We start from the raw sequence: 23,460 nt of genomic DNA, 5'->3' as shown, positions 1-23,460 counted from the left end.
ACTAGGTCGCGCGCCGCCCTCATGGGATGGATGAGAGGTATTATGATAGGCTTTGTGTGGGGTGGGATAAGATTGGAGAAATCCATATACCTCCCAGACTTAGAAACTCGCAACATCCGCTCATTCTATCGACATCCGCACTTTCCCGCGAAGGCGGGAATCTTGGGCGATGTTTCCAGTATTTTGTGAGATCCCTGCCTGCGCAGGGATGAGCGGGTTTTTGGGAATTATGGGACGTGATTGTTTAGAGAATGAGCTCGTTGGCTAAATTGGTCCAATCTGGGTTGGTTTCTTCGATCAAATTGATCTTCCATTGCCGCTTCCATTTTTTCATACGACGTTCGCGGATGAAAGCACTTTCCCGCGTGTCATGGAGTTCATACCAAACCAATGTTTCGCAATTATAGCCATGCGTGAAGCCATCTGATGTATGATTACGGTGTTGCCATGCACGCTTATTTATATCGTCCGTCATACCTGTATATAAAACACCTTGGCGTTTATTAGTGACGATATAGACATAAAATGGCATGTGGTTTCCCAACCTTTCCCCCCTCGTAAGACCATCATAGTCCGCTCATCCCTTCGAAGGAAGGGATTTTGGTGAATATGGGGCGTACTCTCATGAGATTCCCGCCTTCGCGGGAAAGAACGGTGTGGCGGGAAAGAGCGGTGTTGGTAGGAAAGAACGGATTTGTGCATACTCCCTTAGCAGAGGAGCGCCCCTCTCTACCCCATCGCATCTTCTGGTTCTAACTCATACATTTCCATGATTTTGCCGTCTGGGTCGACTTCTTTGAGGGAGACGGGATAGCCCCAGAGGTTGGCGAGGTGTCGCAAGACGCGCCATGTGTCATTCTCATCCAAGAGCACGCCTTCAGAGACATAATGGGTGAGGTTTAGACAGCGATCGCCGGCGAGGTCTACGTCTGAGACTTGGATATTCGCGTCTGATCGCGAGACATCATAATCACGCGAGAGCGCCCTGCGCACTTTTAGATAGCCGCGTTCATCATGGATGGCCGCGACTTCGATTTCCTCTTCATCACTATCATCGACGATGTGAAATAGGCCCATTTTTCGGATAAGGTGGGGCGATAAAAATTGTAGCACAAAGCTTTCATCGCGGAAATTAGCCCAGATATCTTTGAGCACATCCATATGATTGCCTTTGCCGGCAATATCGGGAAACCATTCCAAATCTTCTTGGCTTGGTTCATTGCAGATGCGCTCAATATCCTCACACATGGCAAAGCCCAGCGCATAAGGATTGATGCCGTTAAAGCGCCGATCGTCAAAGTCGGGCTGCATCACCACGCCGGAATGCGAATGCAGAAATTCCATAAACTGACCATCTGAGATTTGCCCCTTTTCGTGAAGGCGCGTCATGATGCGATGATGGGTATAGGTGGCGCAGCCCTCATTCATCATTTTTGTCTGGCGTTGGGGATAGAAATACTGCGCGATGAGGCGGACAATGCGGATGATTTCGCGCTGCCAAGGGGCCAGTTTGGGCGCTGTCTTTTCCAAGAAATACAATATGTTTTCTTCGGGCAAGCCAAGGATTTCACGCTGTTTGGCGAGCATTGCCTCATCGGGGCTGACCTTCTTTTCTTCACCTTCTGGCACTGTGCGCCATAAATCATTAAACAGGGCTTCGCCATGCTCGCGGCGTACGCGCTCACGGTCGGCTTCTTCGGCTAGGCTGGCTTGGCGTTTTTTGGGATAGCGATGAATGCCATGTGATTGCAGGGCATGGGCGGCATCAATCATCCGCTCGACGGCATCAGGTCCGTATTTATCTTCGCATTTGGCAATATAGGCTTTGGCAAAGGCCAGATAATCAATAATGCCGCTTGCGTCCGTCCATTGTTGGAAGACATAATTATTCTTGAAGAAATGCGAATGCCCAAAGGCTGCGTGCGCGATCACCAATGTCTGCATGGTGGCGGAGTTTTCTTCCATAATATAGCACACACACGGATCGGAATTGATCACGATTTCATAGGCTAAGCCCTGAAAGCCTTTGCGATACATGCTCTCATTATAGGCGTATTGCTTGCCAAAGCTCCAATGATGATAAAATAACGGCATACCTGTGGAGGCATAGGCATCGAGCATTTGCTCAGATGTGATCACTTCAATCTGGCTGGGATAGGGATCAAGCTTCATCTCGCCAATCGCGATGTCTTCGATGGCATTATAAACTTTATCGATCAGCGGTGCATCCCAGTCTGCACCCGTAAACAGCAAGTTCTCACCTGCGAGTGGTTGGGTTTTTTGTTTCTTCTTTTTTGTCTTTGTCTGTGCGGTCATGTCATGCCTCACACTTTCTGGTTTTCATTAATTTACGCGGATGCTTTGGCCGTTTCACGTTTTTTAAACAGCTCGGCGAATACAGGGAAAATCTCCCGCCTATGCTTTACTTTGCGCATCTCAACCGCGCCGCCCGATTCAACGAGATGATGATATGCGCGCCATAGGCCCGTCTCTTCATCACCCGACATACGAAAACGTTGTTGATCCTCATTGCCAACTTCCAGATAGGCGTAATATTGGCAGAGCGGCAGAATTGTATCTTGCAGCATGGTGATTGTTTTCAGGTTATCCGACGGCAGATTATCGCCATCTGATGCCTGTGCTGCATAGATATTCCATTGATCGGCAGGATAACGCTCGCGGATGATGTCAAACATCTGATCTAAAGCTGTAGAGACGATTGTGCCGCCGCTTTCTCGGCTATAGAAGAATGTCTGCTCGTCGACTTCTTTTGCTTCATGCGTATGACGAATAAACACCACTTCCACGCGGCTATAGCGTGTTTTCAGGAATAGATAGAGCAGGCTGTAAAAACGCTTGGCTAAATCCTTCATGTGGTCATCCATAGACCCTGACACATCCATCAAACAGAACATCACAGCGCGCGCGACAGGCTGGGGCACCCCTTCAAACCGGCGATATTTCACATCCAATGGATCAATGAAGGGAATAAACTTACGGCGCCGATTGAGCGTGGCGAGTTTTTCCTCAGCTGTTTTGATTTTAGCTGCGGGCGCTTCATCAGTGATCAGTTTTGTAATTGCTGATTGGGCAGCCTCAATCTCTTCATCACGTGGACGGCGCAATGCCACCCGCCGCGACATGGAATTGCGCATAGTCCGGCCAATCGCAATGGCTGACGGTGATCCAGCAGATTGAAATCCGGCGCGTTCAGGGATCACATCTTCAACACCCATAACCTGACGCTTTGCCAAATCTGGCAATTCAAGGTCTTCTAGGAAAAGCTCCATAAATTCTTCGCTGGACAGGTTGAATGTGTAGTCATCCTCGCCCTCACCTGAATCAGATGCTTTATTGCCCCGTCCTCGCCCATCTTCAGGGCGTTCAATGCGGTCACCTTCGAGAAATTCCTTATTTCCCGGCATGACACGTTCGCGCCGACCGCCTTCTCGTCCTTTGCGCAAAGACGGTTCGTGGACGCCGTCAGCGGGGATAACAATATCCCCGCCCTTGCCTGCATCTTTGATAGAGCGCCCGCTAGAGGCATCTTTTACTGCTTTTTTTACAAGCGCTTTTGAACGCTTTAAAAACCGTTGTCGGTTGGTAAGGCTTTTGCCCCCTTCACGTCGTCGGTCAATAATGTGCATGTGCGACTACCCCGCCTGTCTGACGCGCATATACCATTCAACAAGTCGTCTAACCTGACGTCCTGTATATCCGCGCTCGATCATGCGATCGACAAACTCGTCATGCTTTTTCTCGCTGTCAGAGTCTTTTTTGGAACCAAAAGAAATAACCGGAAGCAATTCTTCAACCTGCGCAAACATACGCCGCTCTATCACTTCACGGATTTTCTCATAGGAGGTCCAACTTGGGTTCTCACCTGAATTATTCGCACGCGTCCGCAATGAGAATTTCACCACTTCATTTCTGAAGTCTTTCGGGTTGGCAATTCCAGCTGGTTTCTCAATTTTAGAAAGCTCTTGGTTGAGTGATTCACGGTCTAATAATTGCCCCGTATCAGGGTCTTTAAAGTCCTGATCTTCAATCCATGCATCTGCATAATCGACATAACGATCAAACAGGTTTTGCCCATAATCATGATAGCTTTCAAGATAGGCTTTTTGGATTTCATGGCCGATAAATTCGGCATAACGCGGCGCTAGCTCACCTTTGATATAGCTTAGATATGCGCTCTCGACTTCTTCGGGAAATTGCTCTCTTTTTATGGATTGCTCCAGCACATACATAAGATGGACGGGATCAGCCGCCACTTCTTCTGTGTCATGGTTGAAGGTCGCTGATAGAGCCTTAAAAGCAAACCGTGTGGAGATGCCATTCATCCCCTCGTCAACACCGGCAACATCCTTATATTCTTGCATGGTGCGCGCTTTAGGGTCGACATCTTTTAAACTATCGCCATCATAGACGCGCATTTTTGCATATGGCGTTGAATTTTCGTGAGATTTTAAACGCGAAAGTACAGAACACTGCGCCAGCATTTCAAGCGTTCCGGGTGCACATGGCGCTTCGGAAAGTTCGGAACTGGCCACAAGTTTTTCGTAGATTTTCACCTCTTCTTCAACGCGCAAACAATAAGGCACTTTGATCACATAGATACGGTCGATAAAGGCTTCATTGGTTTTGTTGTTTTTAAAGGATTTCCACTCGCTTTCATTGGAGTGCGCCATCACAATACCGGTATAGGGTATCGCGCCGATATTTTCAGACCCCACATAATTGCTTTCTTGGGTTGCAGTAAGCAAAGGGTGCAGCATTTTGATGGGTGCTTTAAACATCTCAACAAATTCAAGCACACCTTGATTGGCGCGGTTCAAACCACCTGAATATGAATATGCGTCTGGATCATCTTGAGAGTGAAATTCTAGCTGTCGAATATCCACCTTTCCAACTAATGAAGACACATCTTGGTTGTTTTCATCACCCGGTTCTGTTTTGGCGATCGCCACCTGACGCAAACGCGATGGCATTAGCTTAGCGACTTTAAATTTGGTGATATCGCCGCCAAATTCATCGAGGCGTTTTAAAGCCCAAGGGCTCATCAAGCCATTTAAACGACGTTTGGGAATATTGTATTCTTTTTCAAGCTGTTCGCCATAGGTATCGGCTTCGAAAAGTCCAAGCGGACTTTCAAAAATCGGTGACACATCATCGCCTGCTTTCAGCACGTAAACTGGATTTTCTTCCATCAATGATTTTACGCGTTCAGCCAATGAGGATTTACCACCCCCCACAGGGCCGAGGAGATAAAGGATCTGTTTGCGTTCTTCTAAACCCTGTGCACCTTGGCGGAAAAACGCCACAATGCGTTCAATGGTTTCTTCCATGCCGTAAAATTCTTTAAAGGCTGGGTAAACGCGGATAGTTCTATTCATAAATATTCGACCCAAACGCGGGTCTTTGGAAGTATCCACCATTTCTGGCTCACCAATGGCCGCCAGTAATCTCTCATGTGGTCCGGCATACATTAATGGGTCGCTTTTGCAGCCCTCCAGATAGTCTTGGAGGCTCATAACTGTTTCGCGACGGGCTTCAAAGGCGCGTGTGTAAGAGTCAAAAAGTTCGCTCATGCTGTTCGCTCCGTCATTAGAGTTAGATTTTGAATTTGAATTTGGGTTGTATGGTAACGAGACCGTCGCCCTCTAAGGCGGGTAATGTTTCGACCAGACACAAAAGGCCCGGAAGTTCCAACCTGAAGCACTTTCGGCATGACGCCTCCTGTTCAGACAAAACTCGTTACGTCTGAATCATGAGGGCAAAATGCAAATTTCCAAAGCGAAAAAAGCATATGTTACAAGGTTGTGATCAGGGGGATAGGTCGCGATAGACGTGCGAAATCGTCCGGACACTAGAGCCAGATTTTAAGACAAAACTTCCACCACACTGTATGAAAGTGTGGGATAGTTTCGTTAAATATGGAATAAATTAATGCAGTTTTGATGCCAAATTTGCGGCAAATGCGTGATAAATGACACGCATCTGCTCGCTATTTGGTCATTGGGACTACGCAGCCCAAAGCACGATGAGGCGGTCACCAGCAGCTTTTTGTAGCGTTTTTATCGGAAGGGATTGATCATCACTTTCAAAGACTTCGCGTTTATCAGCGCCTGTCATCATCAAAATAACGGTGCTGGATTGAGCTATCGCTTTATAAGTCAATGTCATGCGTTCCAGTTCATCACCCGTCACTTTTGAGCGATTGGCCATAACAGCGGCAATAAGCGATTCATTATCTGGATCTGTCGCCTCAGCAAGACCGTCTGCATTGGGAAACCAAGACAATGAATGACCATCTGGCCCCATCCCCAAGATAACCACATCCAATGGCAGCGAGATTGTCGCAAATTCATCACCGCGCTGATCCACGGCCTCTTTTGCGCTTTTACCTTCAACATACATAGGGAAAAAACGCGCCGCAGCCCCTGCATTCTTCAATAGCGTATTGCGAAGCAATTTCTCATTGGAACGATCATGATCTGGCGCAACCCATCTGTCATCTACGAGACCAACATTGATGTTTGACCAATCCAAGTCTGAGCTTGAAAGCTGCTCATACAATGGACCGGGTGTAGATCCACCCGAACACATCAAACTTGCGCTTCCATTCTGAGCGAGACCGACATCAAGTGCTTCATAAACGATTTCATAAGCACGTTCGACAAGGTCTATTTTGTTTTCAAAAATTTCGAAGCTCATTATTTGTCCTTTATGATATCGCTATCAGTATTGAGACGCGTCAATAGACTGGAGCTATCCCAACGTCCACCACCCTTTTTCTGCACATCAGAATAAAATTGATCAATCACAGCCGTAACAGGCAAGCTCGCACCTGATTTACGAGCAGCATCCAACGCAATACGAAGATCTTTACGCAGCCAATCCACGGCAAAGCCAAATTCATATTCGCCTGCAACCATTGTCTTGCCACGATTTTCCATCTGCCAAGACTGCGCCGATCCACCTGAAACCGCTTTAAGAACTTGATCTGTATCAAGGTCATGCTTCATGGCAAAGTGCAGCCCTTCGGCTAAGCCTTGCAACACACCTGCAATACAAATCTGATTGACTGATTTTGCTAGTTGGCCGGTGCCAACCTCGCCAATTCTAGTTATCGTTGCGGCATAGGCTTGCATCACTGGAACGGCTTTTTCAAACACAGCTTCATCAGCGCCTGCCATAACCGTTAGCTTTCCATTCACCGCACCTGCTTCACCACCAGAAACTGGACCATCAATAAAATGAGCGCCTTTAGCTGAACATTTATCGGATATCCTTTTTGCAAGGTCTGCGGATGTTGTTGTGTGATCAATCACAATCATGCCCGGCTTGATGCCGGTTTCGATTTGCTCAAACACCGTATCAACATCAGGGTCATCCCCTAAACACATCATGACAAACTCTGCATCCTGAATTGCATCTAGCGGTGTTGCACAAGCAAGGCCCTTATATTTTAACGCCCACGCATCTGCTTTGGTGATGGTTCTATTCCAGACGGTCACAGAATGACCTTTTGTGGCGAGCCATCCCGCCATAGGTCCACCCATGACGCCTAAACCCAAAAATGCACACTTTGTCATCATATAACCTCCAATAAATCAGCACTATTTCGACAGTATATCATGACAAGTTCAGCATTTTTACCAGAGCTAGGCTCAATGGAGTCGATAGTATTTTGATACTATTTCTCACTATTTTTTGTCTATTCCACCTAATTCATGCACTTCGCCTTAACCATAATTGCCTAATTTCCCAAAATACACGCATTTTGACGAGGTGAGAGACAAAACGCATGGCTGACAACAGACCCATCGTTATCAAGAAGGTCAAAAAAGTTTCAGGTGGTGGCCATCATGGTGGTGCTTGGAAAGTGGCCTATGCTGACTTCGTGACAGCGATGATGGCGTTTTTCCTGCTCATGTGGCTGATCAACACCACATCACCGGACCAGAAACGCGGTATTGCGGACTATTTCGCGCCTGCAAGCGTTTCAAAATCACGTCAAGGATCTGACGGTATGCTGGGCGGGACAAGCTTTCAGGATGATGGTGCGCGTTCGGGTGGAACCAATCGTCCAATGCCAGAGAGCAAGCAAACAGCTTCCAAACGCCGAACCTCGACAAAAAATGCTGGAACACCGTCAAACGAAACAAATAAAAGCAAAGAAGTTTCTCAAAGTGCGATGAGCAAAGCCATTGCCATGCGCGAACAAGCAGAATTTGAGCGCGCCGAACAGAGCTTAAGACAAGCTATGCAAGACATGCCTGACCTTGCTGCGCTTTCCAAACACCTCGTGATTGACCAAACACCTGAAGGCATGCGCATTCAGATCGTCGATCAAGAAGGCCGCGCCATGTTTGCCGCTGCATCAGCAAAACCACTGCCCCGCGCAGAAAAAATTCTGGCAGCCGTGTCTCAAGTGATTATGAAATTACCAAATCGTGTATCAATTTCTGGTCACACAGGCGACCTTCCCACAGGCGTAGAGGGTTATTCTAATTGGCAATTATCTTCTGATCGCGCCAATTCAGCCCGCAGTATTCTAGAAAGTTCAGGTCTAGATGCTGATCGCATTTATCAGGTTTCAGGTAAAGCTGGCTCAGAGCCTCTTTATCCAGACGACCCTGACTTGCCAGGAAATCGTCGAATTTCAATCGTCCTATTGAGAGAATCTCCTGTGCTTCCAAGCAACCATTCTCTATAATAAGCCTCACGACTTACTAGACATTTATTTTGTAGAGGCTTTTAGTGTCCTGCGAGCTATTGATCTGCTCGAGAGGCAATTGGGATAAATATGCTCCTAACTCAGATTACATCTGCCTTAACCATGTGGATAAGCCTTGGTGTCGTGGTTCTAGCCATAGGTTTCTATATGTATGAACGCATTTCGATGGAGCTTGTCTCTGTTGGAATCGTCACGGGTTTGCTCTTTTTGTTTGCAATGCCATTTGCTGTTGGAGCAGATGGGAAACCAATCCCACCTGAATTGCTCCTAAATGGATTTGGAAATGCTGCTCTTGTAACAATCATGGCTTTGCTAGTTGTCGGGCAAGGTATGTTTCAGACCGGGGCCTTAGATGGCCCCTCGCAACGATTGTTAAAATCATATGCCGTTGCCCCCAGATTAACGCTGGTCGCGGCATTTATGGCTGTTTTTGTTACATCCGCTTTCGTCAACAACACGCCCGTCGTTGTGATGTTTCTGCCGATTATGAGCGCCATTGCTGGACGCACTGGAGCAGCCCCTTCAAAACTCCTTATTCCATTAAGCTTCGTGTCTGTCCTTGCGGGTATGACCACACTTATTGGATCTTCAACCAACCTCCTTGCAGCCGAGAGTCTATTACGTCTGGAAGGACGCGAATTAGGCTTTTTTGAACTCACCCCTGTCGGGCTAATGTTGGCGGCTGTTGGTCTTACCTACATAATAATTTTCGCCCCTATTTTGCTCCCGAGTAGAGAAGCAGAGGGAGAAAGCTCCAACAAAGGTACGGGTAAGCAATTTATCGCGCAGATAGAAGTTACTCATGATCACCCGATGGAAGGCAAACAATCTGTCGCCGGCATGTTCCCAGATTTGCCCAATATGACTGTGCGCATGGTCCAACGCGGTCAAGACACTATTCTACCCCCTTTTGAGGACCTTACGTTAAAGCCGGGGGATTTGATCATTGTCGCAGCGACTCGCAAATCTCTAACAGAGGTTTTATCAAGAAGACCCAAACTTCTACGGTCTATATGGCGCAGTGGTTTTGAGAAATATGATGAAGCCTCAGGTAATCCACCGCCGCTTTCATTGTCAGAAGCTGTCGTATCACCAGGGTCTCGTCTGATATCCAGAACAATTGATCAAATGGGATATGCTAATCGCAGCGATGCTGTGGTTATGGGTGTTCAACGTCGTTCAAGAATGATTCGCGCACGCCTTGGTGAAATCAGACTCGAATCGGGTGACACATTATTACTATGTGGCACGCGACAAGCCTTTGACGAAATGCGCACGGACCGCGATCTACTCCTTTTGGATTGGTCTCGCACAGACCTTCCAGATCTGACAAAAGCTATTTATGCGCGTTTAATCGCTCTTGCCGTCGTTATCTTTGCAGCAACAGGTCTTCTCAACATATTGCACGCCTCATTATTAGGAGCTGTCGCAATGATAAGTTTTGGTTGTTTAAATGTTCGCCAAGCTGCGCGGGCTTTAGATTTACGCATATTCCTTCTTATTGGAGCAGCTCTCGCTATGGGGGCCTCTCTAGAGGCCACTGGAGCAGCCGATTTCGTTGCTCAAAAAGCAGTAGACATTGCAGCGCCGTACGGCCCCCTCGCCATATTATCGATTTTGTTCATTACTATCGCGCTCGTCACGAACCTACTCTCTAATTCAGCAACCGCGATTATCTTTACGCCGATAGCCATTGCAACAGCACGCCAGCTCAATCTCGATCCGACACCTTTTGTGCTCACCGTTATTTATGCATCCAATTGTGCATTCGCGACTCCCATTGCCTATCAGACAAATTTATTGGTGATGGGACCGGGCCATTATCGCTTTGGAGATTATGTCAAGTTCGGAACGCCGCTTGTTTTATTAATTTGGATTGTATTTACCTTTATTGCGGGCTGGCAATTTGACTTAAGCGGAGCATAATGGGCTCCAAATGAAAGAAAACGATAACACCTTTTTTATTCCGCCAGACGTGGCGCGCAGCGTGCGATTTCATATTACGACTTCGCAGCCTTGCCCGTATCTGCCTGATAGAAAAGAGCGTAAGATATTTGCCAATTTAACTGGGACAAATTCAGTTGAATTGAATGATTCCCTGACGCGTGTTGGTTTTCGTCGGTCTCAGATTATCGCCTATCGACCAGCTTGTGTGGCCTGTCAGCAGTGTAAATCTGTACGTATTGATGTGCGTCAATTTAAATGGTCCAAACGCTGGCGGCGTGTCTTATCAAAAAATGATGACCTTGCCAGAACGCCGTGCCCAAAAACAGCAAGTAATGAGCAATTTAGATTGATGAAAAGATATCTAAATTCGCGTCATGACAATGGCGGCATGAATGATATGAGCATGCGTGACTATATCGGAATGGTCGATGCAAGCCCTGTCAGAACTGTTGTTTTTGAATACAGACAACCGGCTATGTATGCTTCCGATGATGGCATTCTAACAGCGACCGCCCTTTCTGATGTTCTTAGAGACGGCCTTTCCATGGTTTATTCTTTTTATTCCCCAGATGAAAAAGCACGTGGACTTGGTACATTTATGGTGCTCGACCATATTCGCCTCGCCCAAGAACTGGATTTACCATATGTCTATCTGGGTTATTGGGTCAAAAACTCCGAAAAAATGGGATATAAAAGCAATTACAAACCTTTAGAGGTCTGTGAAGGCGATGTTTGGCGTCCACTGCTTGACGATGAATGCTAGCACGTATTCATTGATAGAAAACGGGAGGAATCGCATGACTGATTCAACAAAGACTACAAAAAACAATAATGTAGCAAATGCAAATAGCTCAGCAATGGCGTCAACACGGCGCGGCATTCTTGGCGGAGTTGGATTTGGCCTCGCGGCCACTGCACTCGCAGCATGTGGAGAAAGCAATAACGCCGCCGCTAAAGATGATGTGCAAGCACCGGCAGTTGTTAGAAAAAAACGTACACTTACAATGGTCACAACATGGCCCAAAGGATTACCCGGCTTGTTTACTGCGGCTCAACGTCTCGCCGCACGGACAAAAGAACTCACTGAGGGCGAATTAGATATTAAAGTGTATGGAGCAGGCGAATTGTCTCCCGCACTTCAAGCTTTTGACGATGTCGCTTCCGGCGCAGCCGACATGTATCACGGTGCTGAATATTATTGGCAATCTAAATCCAAAGCATTCAACTTTTTCACAGCTGTCCCAATGGGCATGACCGCAAATGAAATTATGGGTTGGATTGATTTTGGTGGCGGTCAGGAATTATGGGAAGAATTGTCCGGCCAATACGGCGTTATTGCATTTCAAGGCGCAAATACTGGACAGCAAATGGGCGGATGGTTTCGCAAGGAAGTCAACACGCTTGAGGACTTTAAAGGCCTTAAAATGCGTATTCCCGGCCTTGGCGGTCAAGTTATTCGCGAATTGGGCGGAGCTGCTGAAACACTTGCTGGCGGTGAAATTTATCAAGCGCTTCAAACAGGTCAAATAGACGCGACAGAATGGATTGGCCCTTGGAATGATCTTGCTTTGGGCTTCTATCAACAGGCCGAATATTATTATGGCCCCGGCTTTCATGAGCCCGGCTCATCACTCTCATGTGGTATGAACCGTAAAGTATGGGACAGCCTCACACCGAGGCAGCAACAGGCAGTTAGAGTTGCATGTAATGAAGCTAACCATTTGTCATTAGGTGAATTTACATACAATAATTCCATCAGCCTACAGACACTCAAGCAAGAGCATAATGTAAAGCTACGCACATTCTCTCCTGAAGTTCTCAACCGCATAGGCGAAATCTCCAAAGACGTGCGTGCGCAAGCCGGTAGCGGCGGCGGTCTTGAGAAAAAAATCTATGAGAGCTTTGAAAAAGCACTTTCTGCAAATGCCTTATGGGGCAGTGTCGCAGATGGTCCTTTCTTAAACTCACGCTCCAAAGGATAATGAGCTAACGCTCAGAATTAATTCGTGTCCGATACCGCACTTCTCCTTGGGAAAGGCCTACATTATGTAGGCCTTGTTCTGTCACCAGTCCTGCTGGTTCCATTGTTTTTGCTGGCTTTTCCTCACTTTGGAGACAAGTTTAAAGGTATGGTTCAGCTTATTGATGGACTGAGCAAAGCCATGCTGAACATTGCGGGTTGGGCAGGCTTTATCATGGCCGCTGGCATGCTGACCGCCGTCTTGATGCGCTATGTTTTCGGCCTGAGTTTCAGTTGGCTAAAAGATATATGGATATATGCGTTTGCCACTTGTTTCATGTTTGCATCGGCTGGCGCGCTCAATTCTGGCGGTCATGTACGCGTTGACATTTTTTACGCAAATTTCACTAAAAAACAGCGGGCTATTGTAGATCTGGTAGGTACATATCTATTTTTATTTCCGCTTATGATTTTGATCCTAGATTCCTATGAGCCTCAATTAGCCAGAGCATGGGGTGCCTTGTCTGGTCGAATGGAATTATCAACCGAACCCGATGGTTTACCGCTTCTTTTCCTCTTCAAGACTTTGGTGCCTGTTTTTGCCGTAATGATGACGCTGCAAGGGTGGGCGAATGCAACCAAAGCAGTTGGGATTCTAAAAGAAATTCCAAGCCTTAAAACGACTGACACAGGAGATAATTAATGGCTGATTATCTTCACATACTCATGTTTGCGGCTGCTTTCATAGCATTGCTTGCCGGTTATCAGGTCGCTTTGACACTAGGGGGCATTGCACTCGCATTTGCCGCACTTGGCGTCGCCTTTGACGTGTTTGAACCACGTGCATTGATATTCTGGCCGAGCCGTATCCTTGGAAATATGAGTAATCAAGTGCTTGCTGCGGTGCCGCTCTTTGTGATTATGGGCGTAATCTTGGAAAAGTCCCGGGTCGCAGAAGATCTTCTCATTGCAACAGGTCGATTACTCTCAGGAGTGCGCGGCGGACTTGGCTATGCTGTTGTAATAGTCGGCGCTTTGCTAGCCGCATCCACAGGGATTGTCGGCGCAACAGTGGTCACAATGACTTTGATCGCCCTGCCCAGCATGCTCAGGCAAGGCTATGACAAACGCATTGCAGCCGGCACGATTGCCGCTTCTGGGACGCTTGGTCAGATCATCCCGCCTTCTATTGTTTTGATTGTGCTAGCCGATACTGTATCGAATGCGAATGCCGAAGCCCGCCAAGCAATGGGGCAGCCGCCCTCACCTGTCAGTGCGGGTGATTTGTTCACCGGTGCGTTATTACCCGGAATGCTGCTTGTCGGACTTTATCTTGCCTATTTGGCGTTTATGGCCATTAAAAACCCGGCATCCATGCCCGCTCGTTCTCAAAACATAGATATTGATCAAGATCAGGACATCCCTTCTGTTGCACGCACGGCTTTTTCTTTCATCGCACCAATAACACTCATCATTGCAGTGCTGGGGTCTATTCTTGGTGGGTTCACCTCTCCCACAGAAGCCGCAGCTGTTGGCGCTATTGGAGCGATAATATTGGCCGGTATTCGTATCCGGCTGGATGATGAAAAAACATCTCCATTTATGGCAATAAGTATAGCGGGGGCTTTTGCACTAATTCTTCTCATTCTAACGGTTTGGGGATTAAAGCTTGGCTGGTTAGGAAACTTAACCGAAGATGCGCCACCAAGCCTGTTCTTCACCAGTTCTTTGCTGGGTAAGATATACGCTGCCCTCATATGCGGTTTGATAGGCGCTGGAACATTTGCTTCTTTGTTCACGCTGGGAAGCAGTCAAAAACTCCAGACCTCTTTTAATAGCGCCGCTCAGATTACCTCTATGATATTCCTCATACTCATATGTGCTGGCCTATTCTCTATCGTATTTCGCGGTCTTGGCGGTGATGAATTCATAGAGCATTTATTGATAAATATTCCAGGCGGTATGTGGGGTGCCCTCGCCGTGACAATGCTCGTCATGTTCCTCATGGGCTTCTTTCTGGATTTTCTTGAAATCACCTTCATTATCGTGCCGCTGGTTGCACCGCCCCTGATTATGCTAGGCGCGGACCCAGTCTGGTTGGCCATTCTTATGGCGATGAACTTGCAAACCAGTTTCCTAACGCCGCCATTTGGATTTGCGCTGTTTTACTTAAAAGGGGCAGCTCCGCCAGAAATAGACACGCCAGATATTTGGCGCGGCGCTATCCCATTTATTGGATTGCAAATTATTGCACTGCTAGCTGTGGTGTTTATTCCACAATTAGTGACCGCTTTAATATGAGGGATAGAAGCATTCCCAACTTTAGGAATGAGCCAACCCAAAATTCAATATTTAGCTTTCAATAATCGGATTTGAAACAATCGTCATATGATAGCCATCTGCATCAGCACCACGGGTTGTTTGCGCATGCATTTTTGAAACGACAGCATTAATGAGTTTCAATCCTAAGCCCTCAACCTTGCTGGTGGAGGTATTTTCATGGGCTGAACCGACGCCATCATCATGACATGCGAGCCGCCATCCGGCGACGCCGTCAATGTGAAGTGTAATTTTGATAACGCCTTCCCGATCATCGGGAAACGCATGTTTTATGGAATTGGCAACAAACTCACTAACAATCATCGCGATTCCGGATGCATCCTCGGACTTCATTTCCAATGCATCACCCGCAAACTCAACTGTCACATTCGCAGGTGCTGACTTTTGAAGTAAATCAACAACCTTTTGAATAAAGCGCTTCATCGGCACCATTTCATTGCTGGTTGTTTGATGTAATTCTTCATGCAGAAGCGAGATCGCCTCTACTTTGCGTGCTACCGCATCAAATGCTTCCGCACTTTCTGGATGGCCTTTTGATTTATAGAGCCTGACAAGCGAAGCCACTGTTTGAAGAGAGTTTTTAACGCGATGATCCATTTCACGTCGTAAAACTTCTTGTTCTTCCAATGCCATACGCAATTCAAGTTCACGCATAACTTGCTTGGCCAATGTATTGAGAGTCTTTTTTTGAAAATCATTAAGCTTGCGTGGCTCATGATCTAGAACGCACAATGTGCCGATTGGTAATCCTTCAGACGTTTTGAGCAATGCGCCTGCATAAAATCGCAACCCTTGATCACTAAGACATAATGGATTGTCGCCTGTCCGATTATCTTTGAGCGTATCTGGAATTTCGACGAAATCATCTTCAAGGATAATATGGGAACAGATTGATGTCTCCAAAGGCGTTTCTCGGACACCCAAGCCAACCTCAGCTTTAAACCACTGACGATCAGCATCAATCAAATTAACCACGGAGATAGCGGTTCCACAAACAGTGGACGCGAGCTCAACAATATCGTCAAAGTCAGCTTCCCGCGGGGTATCCAAAATACCGTAGCTTTTTAACGCAACAAGGCGTTCAGCCTGTTTTGGATGCGAGTCTGCAATCATTCATGTCTTCCGGAAATAAGTACGCAATACGTTTGGCATTGATATATTTGAGAGTAGCCAACCAATTTCGATGCGGCAATCCCTTATTTTATCTCAGCTTTCGTTAACACTGTAGCGCCCCTGATGCCTTATATGCCATCAAGCCTTGATGCTAAATTGAGATATAAACACGCAGATCCAGCCTATCATAAAACACAATCCACCAAGCGGTGTGATAGGGCCAACCCAAGCGGGGATGTCAGCGATTTGGTTACATGCCAGCAAATAAAGTGAACCTGAAAACAAAATAATACCGGCACTTAGAAAATAACTGGCATAACCCAGCCATTTTACGCCCTGATTTAAGGTGATCAGAAAGCCTATAATAAACAGACCAACAGCATGATAAAACTGATAGCGCACGCCTGTTTCAAACGTGGCCAAATGGCGCTCGTCCAGTACACCACGCAATCCATGTGCACCAAACGCTCCTAGCATCACAGCAAAGAACGCGAATAAAGCAGCGACTTTAAAGCATGTGTATCGGCTCATATTTTTCCAAGCAAGATCAACTTGCTCGCCTCTCTTATAATAAAAAACGGAGAAGATTTGTGGCCGAAAACTTCACTTTTATATTCTTGATTTCTACAAACTAGAATTTCACTTCAGGGACGACTGAAAGGTCTGCGCGTGTTTCTTCGCCTAGGTCGAAGAATTCACGTTTACTAAAGCCCCACCCACCAGCAAGCATAACAGCAGGAAATTGCTCTATCGCTGTGTTGAAATCACCAACCGCAGAGTTGTAGAAACGGCGCGCTGCAGCGATTTTGTCTTCAATTTGAGATAGCTCGTTTTGAAGCTGAAGGAAGTTTGTATTGGCTTTTAAGTCTGGATAAGCTTCAGATAATGCGAACAATTTCCCCAAAGCGCCACTTAGCATACCTTCGGCAGCGCTGGCTTCTGCTGGGCCATTTGCGGCGATCGCAGAGTTTCTTGCTGAAATAACCTGATCAAGTGTTTCCTGCTCGTGGGAAGCATAACCCTTCACAGTGTCAACAAGATTTGGCACGAGGTTTTGGCGCAATTTCAACTGCACATCTATGCCAGAAAAGGACTCATTGCATTGCTGGCGCTTAGCGACAAGACCGTTGTAAAGCGCGATCAGATATATGACGATCAGCGCAATTACGCCCAAGGCGATATATAATGGCATCATCGTGTTTTCCCCTCAGATATGAAACACTTATTCCTTAGGAAAAACTCTAAACACAAATTGCAAACAGTGCAAAAGCCTAACTGAATTTTCCAGTGCGGTTAAAGCCTTTAGGCGCTAATTTACCTGCTGCTGCGCGTTTTCCAAGCCAGTCACGCCACTCATTGAGCGAGATATTGCGCCCACCTGTATCTTTCCAGAAGAAACCATCTTCAGAATCAAATGTGCAGATATCCATGAGTTGTTCATTGATAAGTCCGCTTTGTTTGTAATTTTGAAGCTTCACGCCTTTACCGCGCGCCATTTCTGGGAGTTCTTCTAGTGGGAAAAACAGGATTTTCTTATTGTCGCCAATAACGGCCACCATGTCGCCCTCAACACGCGGGCAGAACGCAAAAGTCGCGCCATCGGGTGGGTTTTGTATCACTTTACCGCCGCGTTTTTGTGAGACGAGTTCTTCTTCATTCACGACAAAACCATAACCTGCTGTGGATGCAACAACACGTCTGTATCCAGTTTTTGGTGTGATAGTGGCGATAATCTCTTCATCTTCTGGTAAATCAATGGAGAGTCTGATCGGTTCACCATGACCGCGCCCGCTTGGCAATTTATCTGCCGCGAATGTGAATGCTTTACCGCCCGATGCTAGCAAAACGACTTTATCTGTCGTCTGACATTCCAGCGTAAATGCGAGTTCATCTCCATCTTTGAATTTGAGTTTATCCATCGCCTGATTGTGCCCTTTAAGCGCACGTATCCAACCCATTTTGGAGAGGATAACTGTGATCGGCTCTTTAGGGATCATGGCCTCAAGCGCAGCGTCGGCATCTATCTCAACAGCAACGCCAAATTTGGAGCGGCGGCGACCAAGGTCTGACTCTGGATCAAACACCTCACGCGCGATTTTTAGCTGGCGTTTCACTTCCGTCCATTGGCGCGCTTCAGAACCGATAAGCTGCACAAGCTTGTCGCGTTCTTGTGTTAGCTTATCGTGCTCGCCTTGGATTTCGATTTCTTCAAGTTTGCGCAATGCCCGCAAACGCATATTGAGGATAGCGTCTGTTTGAATTTCAGAGAGCTTGAACGCCTTCATCAATTCTTCTTTTGGGTGATCTTCATAACGGATGATGCGGATCACTTCATCAATGTTGAGATAGGCTTTTAAATACCCTTCAAGAATGTGCAGACGGGCTTCGATTTTATCGAGGCGGTGCTGTGCGCGGCGAACAATCACTTCTTGGCGGTGAGCCAAATAACATTGCAGAACCTGCTTTAGCCCCATCACGCGCGGCACATTATGGTCCAGCACATTCATGTTGAGCGAGAAGCGCGATTCAAGGTCTGACATTTTATATAGGCTTGCCATCAAAACATCTGGATCAACCAGCTTGTTGCGCGGCACGAGCACGACGCGAATGTCTTCGGCGCTTTCATCCATGACATCATCAAGAAGCGGCGCTTTTTTAGTCTCGATCAATTCAGCAAGACGTTCGATGAGTTTGGATTTTTGCACCTGATAAGGAATTTCGGTGACCACAATTTGCCAGAGGCCGCGTGGTAGATCTTCTTTTTCCCATTTACAGCGCATACGGAAACCGCCGCGCCCTGTTTCATAGGCTTTAAGGATGCTGTCTTCGTCCTCAACGATTTCACCACCTGTTGGAAAATCCGGCCCCGGCATGATTTTAACAAGGTCAGCGGTTGTCGCGCTTTTGTTTTCGATCAAATGGATACATGCATCAATGGTTTCAGCTGCATTGTGAGGCGGAATGCTTGTCGCCATCCCCACAGCAATACCAGATGAACCATTACACAATAAATTTGGGAAACCAGACGCCAAGACGACCGGCTCTTTATCGCCGCCATCATAGGTTTCTTTAAAATCGACCGCGTTTTCATCCAGCCCTTCTAGCAATAGCTGGGCGGCGGGTGTTAGACGCGATTCTGTATAACGCATGGCGGCTGCGCTATCGCCGTCAATATTCCCAAAATTGCCCTGCCCATCCACAAGCGGATAACGCACGTTGAAATCTTGAGCCAAACGCACAAGCGCATCATAAATGGAAGCATCACCGTGGGGGTGGTATTTACCAATCACATCCCCAACCACACGCGCAGACTTTTTAAACGCCAATTCTGGGTTTAGCTTCAGCAAGCGCATGGCATACATCAAACGGCGGTGAACAGGCTTTAGCCCATCGCGCACATCCGGCAGCGCACGAGACGTGATGGTTGACAAAGCATAAGCAAGGTAGCGCTTGGAAAGCGCATCTGACATGGGTTCTTCGATTATACCATTGTCTTGGTCATCAGTCTTGAATTCATCGCTCATGGAGGATCTTACGCTTGTCTTCTGATTTGGGTGTTTTGATTCTTAACCATATTGTCTAAGACGAATTGTTCCAACCGCCAAGTGTGGTTAAGGATGGATGTTGTGAGTGGATGCATCGGAGAGAAACTGCCTCCAATATTTATGAACTGCCTTAAAAAATAGGCTAGCCTTTATGTTAGCTCCATTTTTTAATAAAACTTGCACTTCGAGAACTTGATACCCTCCGAATACTGATGAAACTACAGGGCCAAGAATCGGCTGAACTACAGGCTGTAAAATACCACCCCCGACTGTCTTTTTATTGAGTGTTTTAGAAACAATGGACTTATCAGGTTTATCAATTTTGAAATGCTTTGATCCATTTGCTAAGTCCTTACAGATACCAAGCTCAAAACAATCATCAATCAATTGTTTTTGAAAATTTCCTAAACTTTTCGAGTTCACAGAAGCAGTACGTAATTGAGCCACGTGCATCCAATCAGTAATATGCCAAGCAGTGACAGCACAATTAAAAGCGTGATCAGCTTGATGTTTATGATCGATATTGGAATTAGTTTCTGACGCTACAAGTCGACCAATCTCTCGCTCAAGCTTATCAATCATGTCTTGTGGTTTCACTAACCCAAATGCATATTCAGACATAATTATCTGCGCCTCTTAAAGAATAATTCAATACCAAATTTAACTGTTTCGATATCGAAAATCGGGCTACTTATTCTTAGGTTTCAATAAATTATCTAAAGAGAAAGATAAAATGATCGCAAAGATGCTTGCGATAATCAAAGCTATTGTAAGCGCTTGCATATCAATCTTCCTTTTCTATTCCAGCCGCTATTTTAGCAGCCCCGAATACAAAACTCAAACCTGCTATCATTGCCATCAGATTTAGCATAGGAAGTGAACGCCGTTTTGCTTCGCTCATATTATTGATATCTAATTGCAATAATCCCACTGACGCAGCCAACAACGCAGCGATTCCAATGGTCGAAAATACATTGATCAATACTTTACGGACTCCGTTTCGCCCCATAGTGGCTTGAATACCAAACATTTCCGACATTTTATCCCCCGACACTTAATTTGGAAGCATAAAAATTAGAACAAATCAGAAACAATTGCAATATAAAAGCTCTAATCCTTCCGATTCATAGGCTGTCTTATATGGCGGCCGACCTTTTTGTGTTCGGGCACATTGGGTTTTGCGCCCATATAATTGCCTTGGGCTGTGGCCGTTGGTTTTGGGGCTATTTGGGCTTGTTCTTTTGTGTGTAAAATTCGGCCTGATTTTTCCAAGCGTTCCAGCATGAGATAGCGCGCTTCGGGTGCGTCGCGGTTGATGTCTGCAAAGAGGCGGCGCGTGAGAAAATAGCCGGTTAGTTTAAATCCTGCGCCAATATCATAAGGGCTTGGCGGTGCTTTTGAATCTGTCAGAAAGGCTGGCAATGAGAGGAGCTTGTCTATATATTCTTCAGCCTCTGATCCGCGCACGGCGCAACCTGATCTGGGGCTAACATGGGTGAGCCCGTCATTGGCACCAGAGATAACGCATGTCTCTAGATTAAGCCCATATCCCATTTGTTGCAGAAACCCCAATTCCCATTTGATGAAAATAGCGGGCCAAATATCTGGCTCACCCATGACATCGAGGAGTGTTTCTGTGGCTTCGTATAGCCCTGATTTGGCCTCACCTTCTGGCAAGCCATCGCGCAAAATGGATGTGACCGCAGATAGACCCGCCAGCGCCAAAGGGTCTGTCATGCAGCGAGCGGCGCGTTGATTTATGGCATCGGCCACAGAGAAATGACCAAGGCTGGATTCTGTTTTGGCTTTCCATTGCACATCTATAGTGTTGCCCGCTTCAATCATTGGGCGTTTTTTTTGCGAGATACCGCCATAGACAAGCCCGCGCGTGCGACCACGGCTGGGCGTGAACACATCAAGGATCACATCTGTTTCACCAAATGTGCGTGCACCAAGAGATATTGCTGTATCGGACCATTCTGCCATATGGATATGGTTAAGCTGCATTGCGGATTTCGCAAAGTCGTTTTGCAAAGGATTGATGAAGTTTGTCGATTTGGATTGCTTTTTATGGCCCTATCCGCATAGGTTTTTCGCAAACATTCAAATTGGTTTTAAGGTCAGCTCATGCGTTTACTTATTTCAGCCGCCATCTCCGCTTGTATTGCTGCAAGCTCATTCAGCCTTCCGGCACATGCATGGGGCAAATTGGGCCACCGCGTGACGGGTGAGATTGCGGAAGGTTATCTTAGCGATCAGGCAAAAGTTGCTGTGGAAGCGATTCTCGGTGTTGAAGACATGGCTGAAGTGTCAACTTGGCCTGATTATATGCGCTCCAGTGATAATGAATTCTTCAAGCGCGAAGCCTACCCGCTTCATTTTGTGACTGTACCTGACGCACAATCATATGCAGAAGCCGGTGCCCCAAAACAAGGCGATGCATTTACCGGCCTAGAGCGCTTTAAAACTGTTCTGCAAAATAACGAATCTAGCGCTGAAGAATTACGCCTTGCCTTGATCATGGTGATCCACATTGTCAGCGATCTGCACCAACCTTTACATGTCGGCAAAGGAGATGACTGGGGCGGCAATAAAGTGGAAATCATGTTTAAGGGTGAAGCATCAAACCTGCATGAAATCTGGGATGAAAAACTCGTTCAAGATGAAGAACTTTCTTATACAGAAATGGCGCACTGGTTAGACCGTAAAATCACACCTGAATTGGCGCAAGAATGGTATAATGCAGATCCGTCTGTATGGATTGCTGAGAGTAAAGAAATTCGCCCTAGCATCTATCCTAAAGACGGCGAAACAGATTTGTCTTGGCAATATATATATGACCACCGCCCTGTCATGCGCCAACGTTTGAGCCAATCAGGCGTACGTCTTGCGGCATATCTCAACGAAATTTTCGGAGAGTAAAAACAAACAATCACCAAAGGAAAAAGAGACTGTGCTTTTAGTAAGTCTCTTTTTTCACGGGAGGTTTGCAGCCTGTTGTCACGCAGTCTGAAATCAACTGGGCATATCTTGCATATCCAGCTTCATTCAAATGCAGAGAATCATCTGAATATTCTGTGATCATGACGCCATTGCCATCGTCAAACCCGTGATAAATATCAAGATATTGCACGTCTTTATATTGAAGCATATCTTCAATGGCTGCGTTGGCGGCCTTAACTTCATTGGCTAGCCCAACGCCGCGCGGCAATATGGACAGCACGAAAATTTCTGTCTGCGGAAGATGCCAATATGTTTGATCGACAATCAACCCGATATTCTCAGCAATATGCTGACTATCATGGCCGAAATACAAATCATTTGTGCCTATTTTTATGAATAAGCGATCGGGTTTGTTTTTCCATATCTGAGATGTGCGCAGTAAAACACCATCAGTAACATCCCAGCTTACACCATAATTGATGGTTTCAACTTCGGGGAATAATACGTCCAATGGTGCTAATTCAGTGATGCTATCGCCAAGGAATAATACACCCGAATTTGCCGGCGCGAGTTTGTCTATTTCTTTGAGGCGCCGCGCAACATGCTTTTTGCCATCACTGGGGAAACCTTCCCATACTTCAATGCCAGCACTTTCAACGGGAAGAATTTCAACTTTTTTCTCTACGACAATCTGACTTGTTTTTTGCGGAGTCGGGCTTTCCAGCGTTTCCCTTGTACATGAAACACCGCCTAGCATCATAAATATAGCTATAGCTATTTGACTATTTCTTTTAACCAACTCAACCTTCCCTCTAGATCGCTTTCAGTTTCATACTTTACTGATACTAAACAATCTAGTTGCCTCTTCT

General features: G+C 46.5%; 22 protein-coding genes. 8 read left to right on the top strand and 14 right to left on the bottom strand.

The features are described from left to right. Window positions 1-189 (top strand): hypothetical protein (locus AC5EF3_RS11540; protein ID WP_493548150.1); only part of this gene is annotated, 189 nt, incomplete at its 5' end. A gap of 55 nt (window positions 190-244) precedes the next feature. Here the strand turns inward: AC5EF3_RS11540 and AC5EF3_RS11535 are convergent. The 6 genes from AC5EF3_RS11535 to AC5EF3_RS11510 all read right to left on the bottom strand — a co-directional run bounded on the left by AC5EF3_RS11535 (window position 245) and on the right by AC5EF3_RS11510 (window position 7,598). Continuing rightward, window positions 245-532, bottom strand: a complete 288-nt coding sequence (locus tag AC5EF3_RS11535; protein WP_493548149.1) for a GIY-YIG nuclease family protein — start codon at window positions 530-532, stop codon at window positions 245-247. 197 nt (window positions 533-729) lie between these two features. Further along, window positions 730-2,316 (bottom strand): SpoVR family protein, encoded by a 1,587-nt coding sequence (locus tag AC5EF3_RS11530; RefSeq protein ID WP_493548148.1) that lies wholly within the window; start codon window positions 2,314-2,316, stop codon window positions 730-732. A gap of 32 nt (window positions 2,317-2,348) precedes the next feature. Then, window positions 2,349-3,647, bottom strand: a complete 1,299-nt coding sequence (locus tag AC5EF3_RS11525) for a YeaH/YhbH family protein (protein ID WP_493548147.1) — start codon at window positions 3,645-3,647, stop codon at window positions 2,349-2,351. Between the two features lie 6 nt (window positions 3,648-3,653). Then, window positions 3,654-5,591: a PrkA family serine protein kinase gene (locus tag AC5EF3_RS11520; RefSeq protein WP_015827201.1), complete on the bottom strand. Its 1,938-nt coding sequence runs from the start codon at window positions 5,589-5,591 to the stop codon at window positions 3,654-3,656. A gap of 433 nt (window positions 5,592-6,024) precedes the next feature. Then, the gene (gene pgl, locus AC5EF3_RS11515; protein WP_493548146.1) at window positions 6,025-6,717 is read right to left on the bottom strand and encodes a 6-phosphogluconolactonase; all 693 of its coding nucleotides are present in this window, start codon (window positions 6,715-6,717) and stop codon (window positions 6,025-6,027) included. Then, window positions 6,717-7,598: an NAD(P)-dependent oxidoreductase gene (locus tag AC5EF3_RS11510; protein ID WP_493548152.1), complete on the bottom strand. Its 882-nt coding sequence runs from the start codon at window positions 7,596-7,598 to the stop codon at window positions 6,717-6,719. The genes pgl and AC5EF3_RS11510 overlap by 1 nt, the downstream gene beginning before the upstream one ends. A 212-nt stretch (window positions 7,599-7,810) precedes the next feature. On the opposite strand from AC5EF3_RS11510, the gene AC5EF3_RS11505 reads away from it, so the two are divergent. The 6 genes from AC5EF3_RS11505 to AC5EF3_RS11480 all read left to right on the top strand — a co-directional run bounded on the left by AC5EF3_RS11505 (window position 7,811) and on the right by AC5EF3_RS11480 (window position 14,951). Then, window positions 7,811-8,722, top strand: a complete 912-nt coding sequence (locus AC5EF3_RS11505) for a flagellar motor protein MotB (RefSeq protein WP_015827197.1) — start codon at window positions 7,811-7,813, stop codon at window positions 8,720-8,722. Between the two features lie 90 nt (window positions 8,723-8,812). Further along, the gene (locus AC5EF3_RS11500) at window positions 8,813-10,669 is read left to right on the top strand and encodes an SLC13 family permease (RefSeq protein WP_015827196.1); all 1,857 of its coding nucleotides are present in this window, start codon (window positions 8,813-8,815) and stop codon (window positions 10,667-10,669) included. 10 nt (window positions 10,670-10,679) lie between these two features. Next, window positions 10,680-11,453, top strand: coding sequence for an arginyltransferase (locus tag AC5EF3_RS11495; RefSeq protein WP_493548145.1), 774 nt, complete (start codon window positions 10,680-10,682; stop codon window positions 11,451-11,453). 34 nt (window positions 11,454-11,487) lie between these two features. Continuing rightward, window positions 11,488-12,672, top strand: a complete 1,185-nt coding sequence (locus AC5EF3_RS11490) for a TRAP transporter substrate-binding protein (RefSeq protein WP_493548144.1) — start codon at window positions 11,488-11,490, stop codon at window positions 12,670-12,672. Between the two features lie 24 nt (window positions 12,673-12,696). Then, on the top strand, window positions 12,697-13,353 hold the full coding sequence (locus tag AC5EF3_RS11485; RefSeq protein ID WP_493548143.1) for a TRAP transporter small permease subunit: 657 nt from the start codon (window positions 12,697-12,699) through the stop codon (window positions 13,351-13,353). Beyond that, the gene (locus tag AC5EF3_RS11480) at window positions 13,353-14,951 is read left to right on the top strand and encodes a TRAP transporter large permease (RefSeq protein WP_493548142.1); all 1,599 of its coding nucleotides are present in this window, start codon (window positions 13,353-13,355) and stop codon (window positions 14,949-14,951) included. The genes AC5EF3_RS11485 and AC5EF3_RS11480 overlap by 1 nt, the downstream gene beginning before the upstream one ends. A gap of 51 nt (window positions 14,952-15,002) precedes the next feature. Here AC5EF3_RS11480 and AC5EF3_RS11475 read toward each other — a convergent pair whose 3' ends face one another. The 7 genes from AC5EF3_RS11475 to recO form a co-directional block, all read right to left on the bottom strand. Further along, entirely contained in the window at window positions 15,003-16,103 is a 1,101-nt protein-coding gene (locus AC5EF3_RS11475) for a histidine kinase dimerization/phosphoacceptor domain -containing protein (protein WP_493548141.1), read from the bottom strand. A gap of 138 nt (window positions 16,104-16,241) precedes the next feature. After that, a complete protein-coding gene (locus AC5EF3_RS11470; protein WP_493548140.1) occupies window positions 16,242-16,634 on the bottom strand; it encodes a DUF423 domain-containing protein in 393 nt (130 codons plus the stop codon). 100 nt (window positions 16,635-16,734) lie between these two features. Then, the gene (locus tag AC5EF3_RS11465; RefSeq protein ID WP_015827189.1) at window positions 16,735-17,298 is read right to left on the bottom strand and encodes a LemA family protein; all 564 of its coding nucleotides are present in this window, start codon (window positions 17,296-17,298) and stop codon (window positions 16,735-16,737) included. A gap of 76 nt (window positions 17,299-17,374) precedes the next feature. Continuing rightward, window positions 17,375-19,627: a DNA topoisomerase IV subunit A gene (gene parC, locus AC5EF3_RS11460; RefSeq protein WP_015827188.1), complete on the bottom strand. Its 2,253-nt coding sequence runs from the start codon at window positions 19,625-19,627 to the stop codon at window positions 17,375-17,377. A gap of 87 nt (window positions 19,628-19,714) precedes the next feature. Beyond that, complete coding sequence (locus tag AC5EF3_RS11455) at window positions 19,715-20,269, bottom strand: hypothetical protein (protein WP_493548139.1); 555 nt, start codon at window positions 20,267-20,269, stop codon at window positions 19,715-19,717. Window positions 20,270-20,432: 163 nt separating this feature from the next. Beyond that, complete coding sequence (locus AC5EF3_RS11450; protein WP_493548138.1) at window positions 20,433-20,687, bottom strand: hypothetical protein; 255 nt, start codon at window positions 20,685-20,687, stop codon at window positions 20,433-20,435. A 71-nt stretch (window positions 20,688-20,758) separates the two neighbouring features. Beyond that, the gene (gene recO, locus AC5EF3_RS11445) at window positions 20,759-21,655 is read right to left on the bottom strand and encodes a DNA repair protein RecO (protein ID WP_493548137.1); all 897 of its coding nucleotides are present in this window, start codon (window positions 21,653-21,655) and stop codon (window positions 20,759-20,761) included. Window positions 21,656-21,775: 120 nt separating this feature from the next. On the opposite strand from recO, the gene AC5EF3_RS11440 reads away from it, so the two are divergent. Beyond that, window positions 21,776-22,570 carry a S1/P1 nuclease gene (locus AC5EF3_RS11440; RefSeq protein ID WP_493548136.1) on the top strand — a complete coding sequence of 265 codons (795 nt, stop codon included), beginning with the start codon at window positions 21,776-21,778 and terminating at the stop codon, window positions 22,568-22,570. Between the two features lie 37 nt (window positions 22,571-22,607). Here AC5EF3_RS11440 and AC5EF3_RS11435 read toward each other — a convergent pair whose 3' ends face one another. Further along, complete coding sequence (locus AC5EF3_RS11435; protein ID WP_493548135.1) at window positions 22,608-23,390, bottom strand: GDSL-type esterase/lipase family protein; 783 nt, start codon at window positions 23,388-23,390, stop codon at window positions 22,608-22,610. Window positions 23,391-23,460 lie beyond the last annotated feature (70 nt).

The organism is Hirschia sp. (assembly GCF_058892565.1).
This window is presented reverse-complemented; position numbering and strand designations above follow the sequence as displayed.

What these genes read in the sequence shown, in the direction of transcription:
- AC5EF3_RS11535 (WP_493548149.1), bottom strand. Translation starts at nt 532, where the DNA reads ATGCCATTTTATGTCTATATCGTCACTAATAAACGCCAAGGTGTTTTA.
- AC5EF3_RS11530 (WP_493548148.1), bottom strand. Translation starts at nt 2,316, where the DNA reads ATGACCGCACAGACAAAGACAAAAAAGAAGAAACAAAAAACCCAACCA.
- AC5EF3_RS11525 (WP_493548147.1), bottom strand. Translation starts at nt 3,647, where the DNA reads ATGCACATTATTGACCGACGACGTGAAGGGGGCAAAAGCCTTACCAAC.
- AC5EF3_RS11520 (WP_015827201.1), bottom strand. Translation starts at nt 5,591, where the DNA reads ATGAGCGAACTTTTTGACTCTTACACACGCGCCTTTGAAGCCCGTCGC.
- pgl (WP_493548146.1), bottom strand. Translation starts at nt 6,717, where the DNA reads ATGAGCTTCGAAATTTTTGAAAACAAAATAGACCTTGTCGAACGTGCT.
- AC5EF3_RS11510 (WP_493548152.1), bottom strand. Translation starts at nt 7,598, where the DNA reads ATGACAAAGTGTGCATTTTTGGGTTTAGGCGTCATGGGTGGACCTATG.
- AC5EF3_RS11505 (WP_015827197.1), top strand. Translation starts at nt 7,811, where the DNA reads ATGGCTGACAACAGACCCATCGTTATCAAGAAGGTCAAAAAAGTTTCA.
- AC5EF3_RS11500 (WP_015827196.1), top strand. Translation starts at nt 8,813, where the DNA reads ATGCTCCTAACTCAGATTACATCTGCCTTAACCATGTGGATAAGCCTT.
- AC5EF3_RS11495 (WP_493548145.1), top strand. Translation starts at nt 10,680, where the DNA reads ATGAAAGAAAACGATAACACCTTTTTTATTCCGCCAGACGTGGCGCGC.
- AC5EF3_RS11490 (WP_493548144.1), top strand. Translation starts at nt 11,488, where the DNA reads ATGACTGATTCAACAAAGACTACAAAAAACAATAATGTAGCAAATGCA.
- AC5EF3_RS11480 (WP_493548142.1), top strand. Translation starts at nt 13,353, where the DNA reads ATGGCTGATTATCTTCACATACTCATGTTTGCGGCTGCTTTCATAGCA.
- AC5EF3_RS11475 (WP_493548141.1), bottom strand. Translation starts at nt 16,103, where the DNA reads ATGATTGCAGACTCGCATCCAAAACAGGCTGAACGCCTTGTTGCGTTA.
- AC5EF3_RS11470 (WP_493548140.1), bottom strand. Translation starts at nt 16,634, where the DNA reads ATGAGCCGATACACATGCTTTAAAGTCGCTGCTTTATTCGCGTTCTTT.
- AC5EF3_RS11465 (WP_015827189.1), bottom strand. Translation starts at nt 17,298, where the DNA reads ATGATGCCATTATATATCGCCTTGGGCGTAATTGCGCTGATCGTCATA.
- parC (WP_015827188.1), bottom strand. Translation starts at nt 19,627, where the DNA reads ATGAGCGATGAATTCAAGACTGATGACCAAGACAATGGTATAATCGAA.
- AC5EF3_RS11455 (WP_493548139.1), bottom strand. Translation starts at nt 20,269, where the DNA reads ATGTCTGAATATGCATTTGGGTTAGTGAAACCACAAGACATGATTGAT.
- AC5EF3_RS11450 (WP_493548138.1), bottom strand. Translation starts at nt 20,687, where the DNA reads ATGTCGGAAATGTTTGGTATTCAAGCCACTATGGGGCGAAACGGAGTC.
- recO (WP_493548137.1), bottom strand. Translation starts at nt 21,655, where the DNA reads ATGCAGCTTAACCATATCCATATGGCAGAATGGTCCGATACAGCAATA.
- AC5EF3_RS11440 (WP_493548136.1), top strand. Translation starts at nt 21,776, where the DNA reads ATGCGTTTACTTATTTCAGCCGCCATCTCCGCTTGTATTGCTGCAAGC.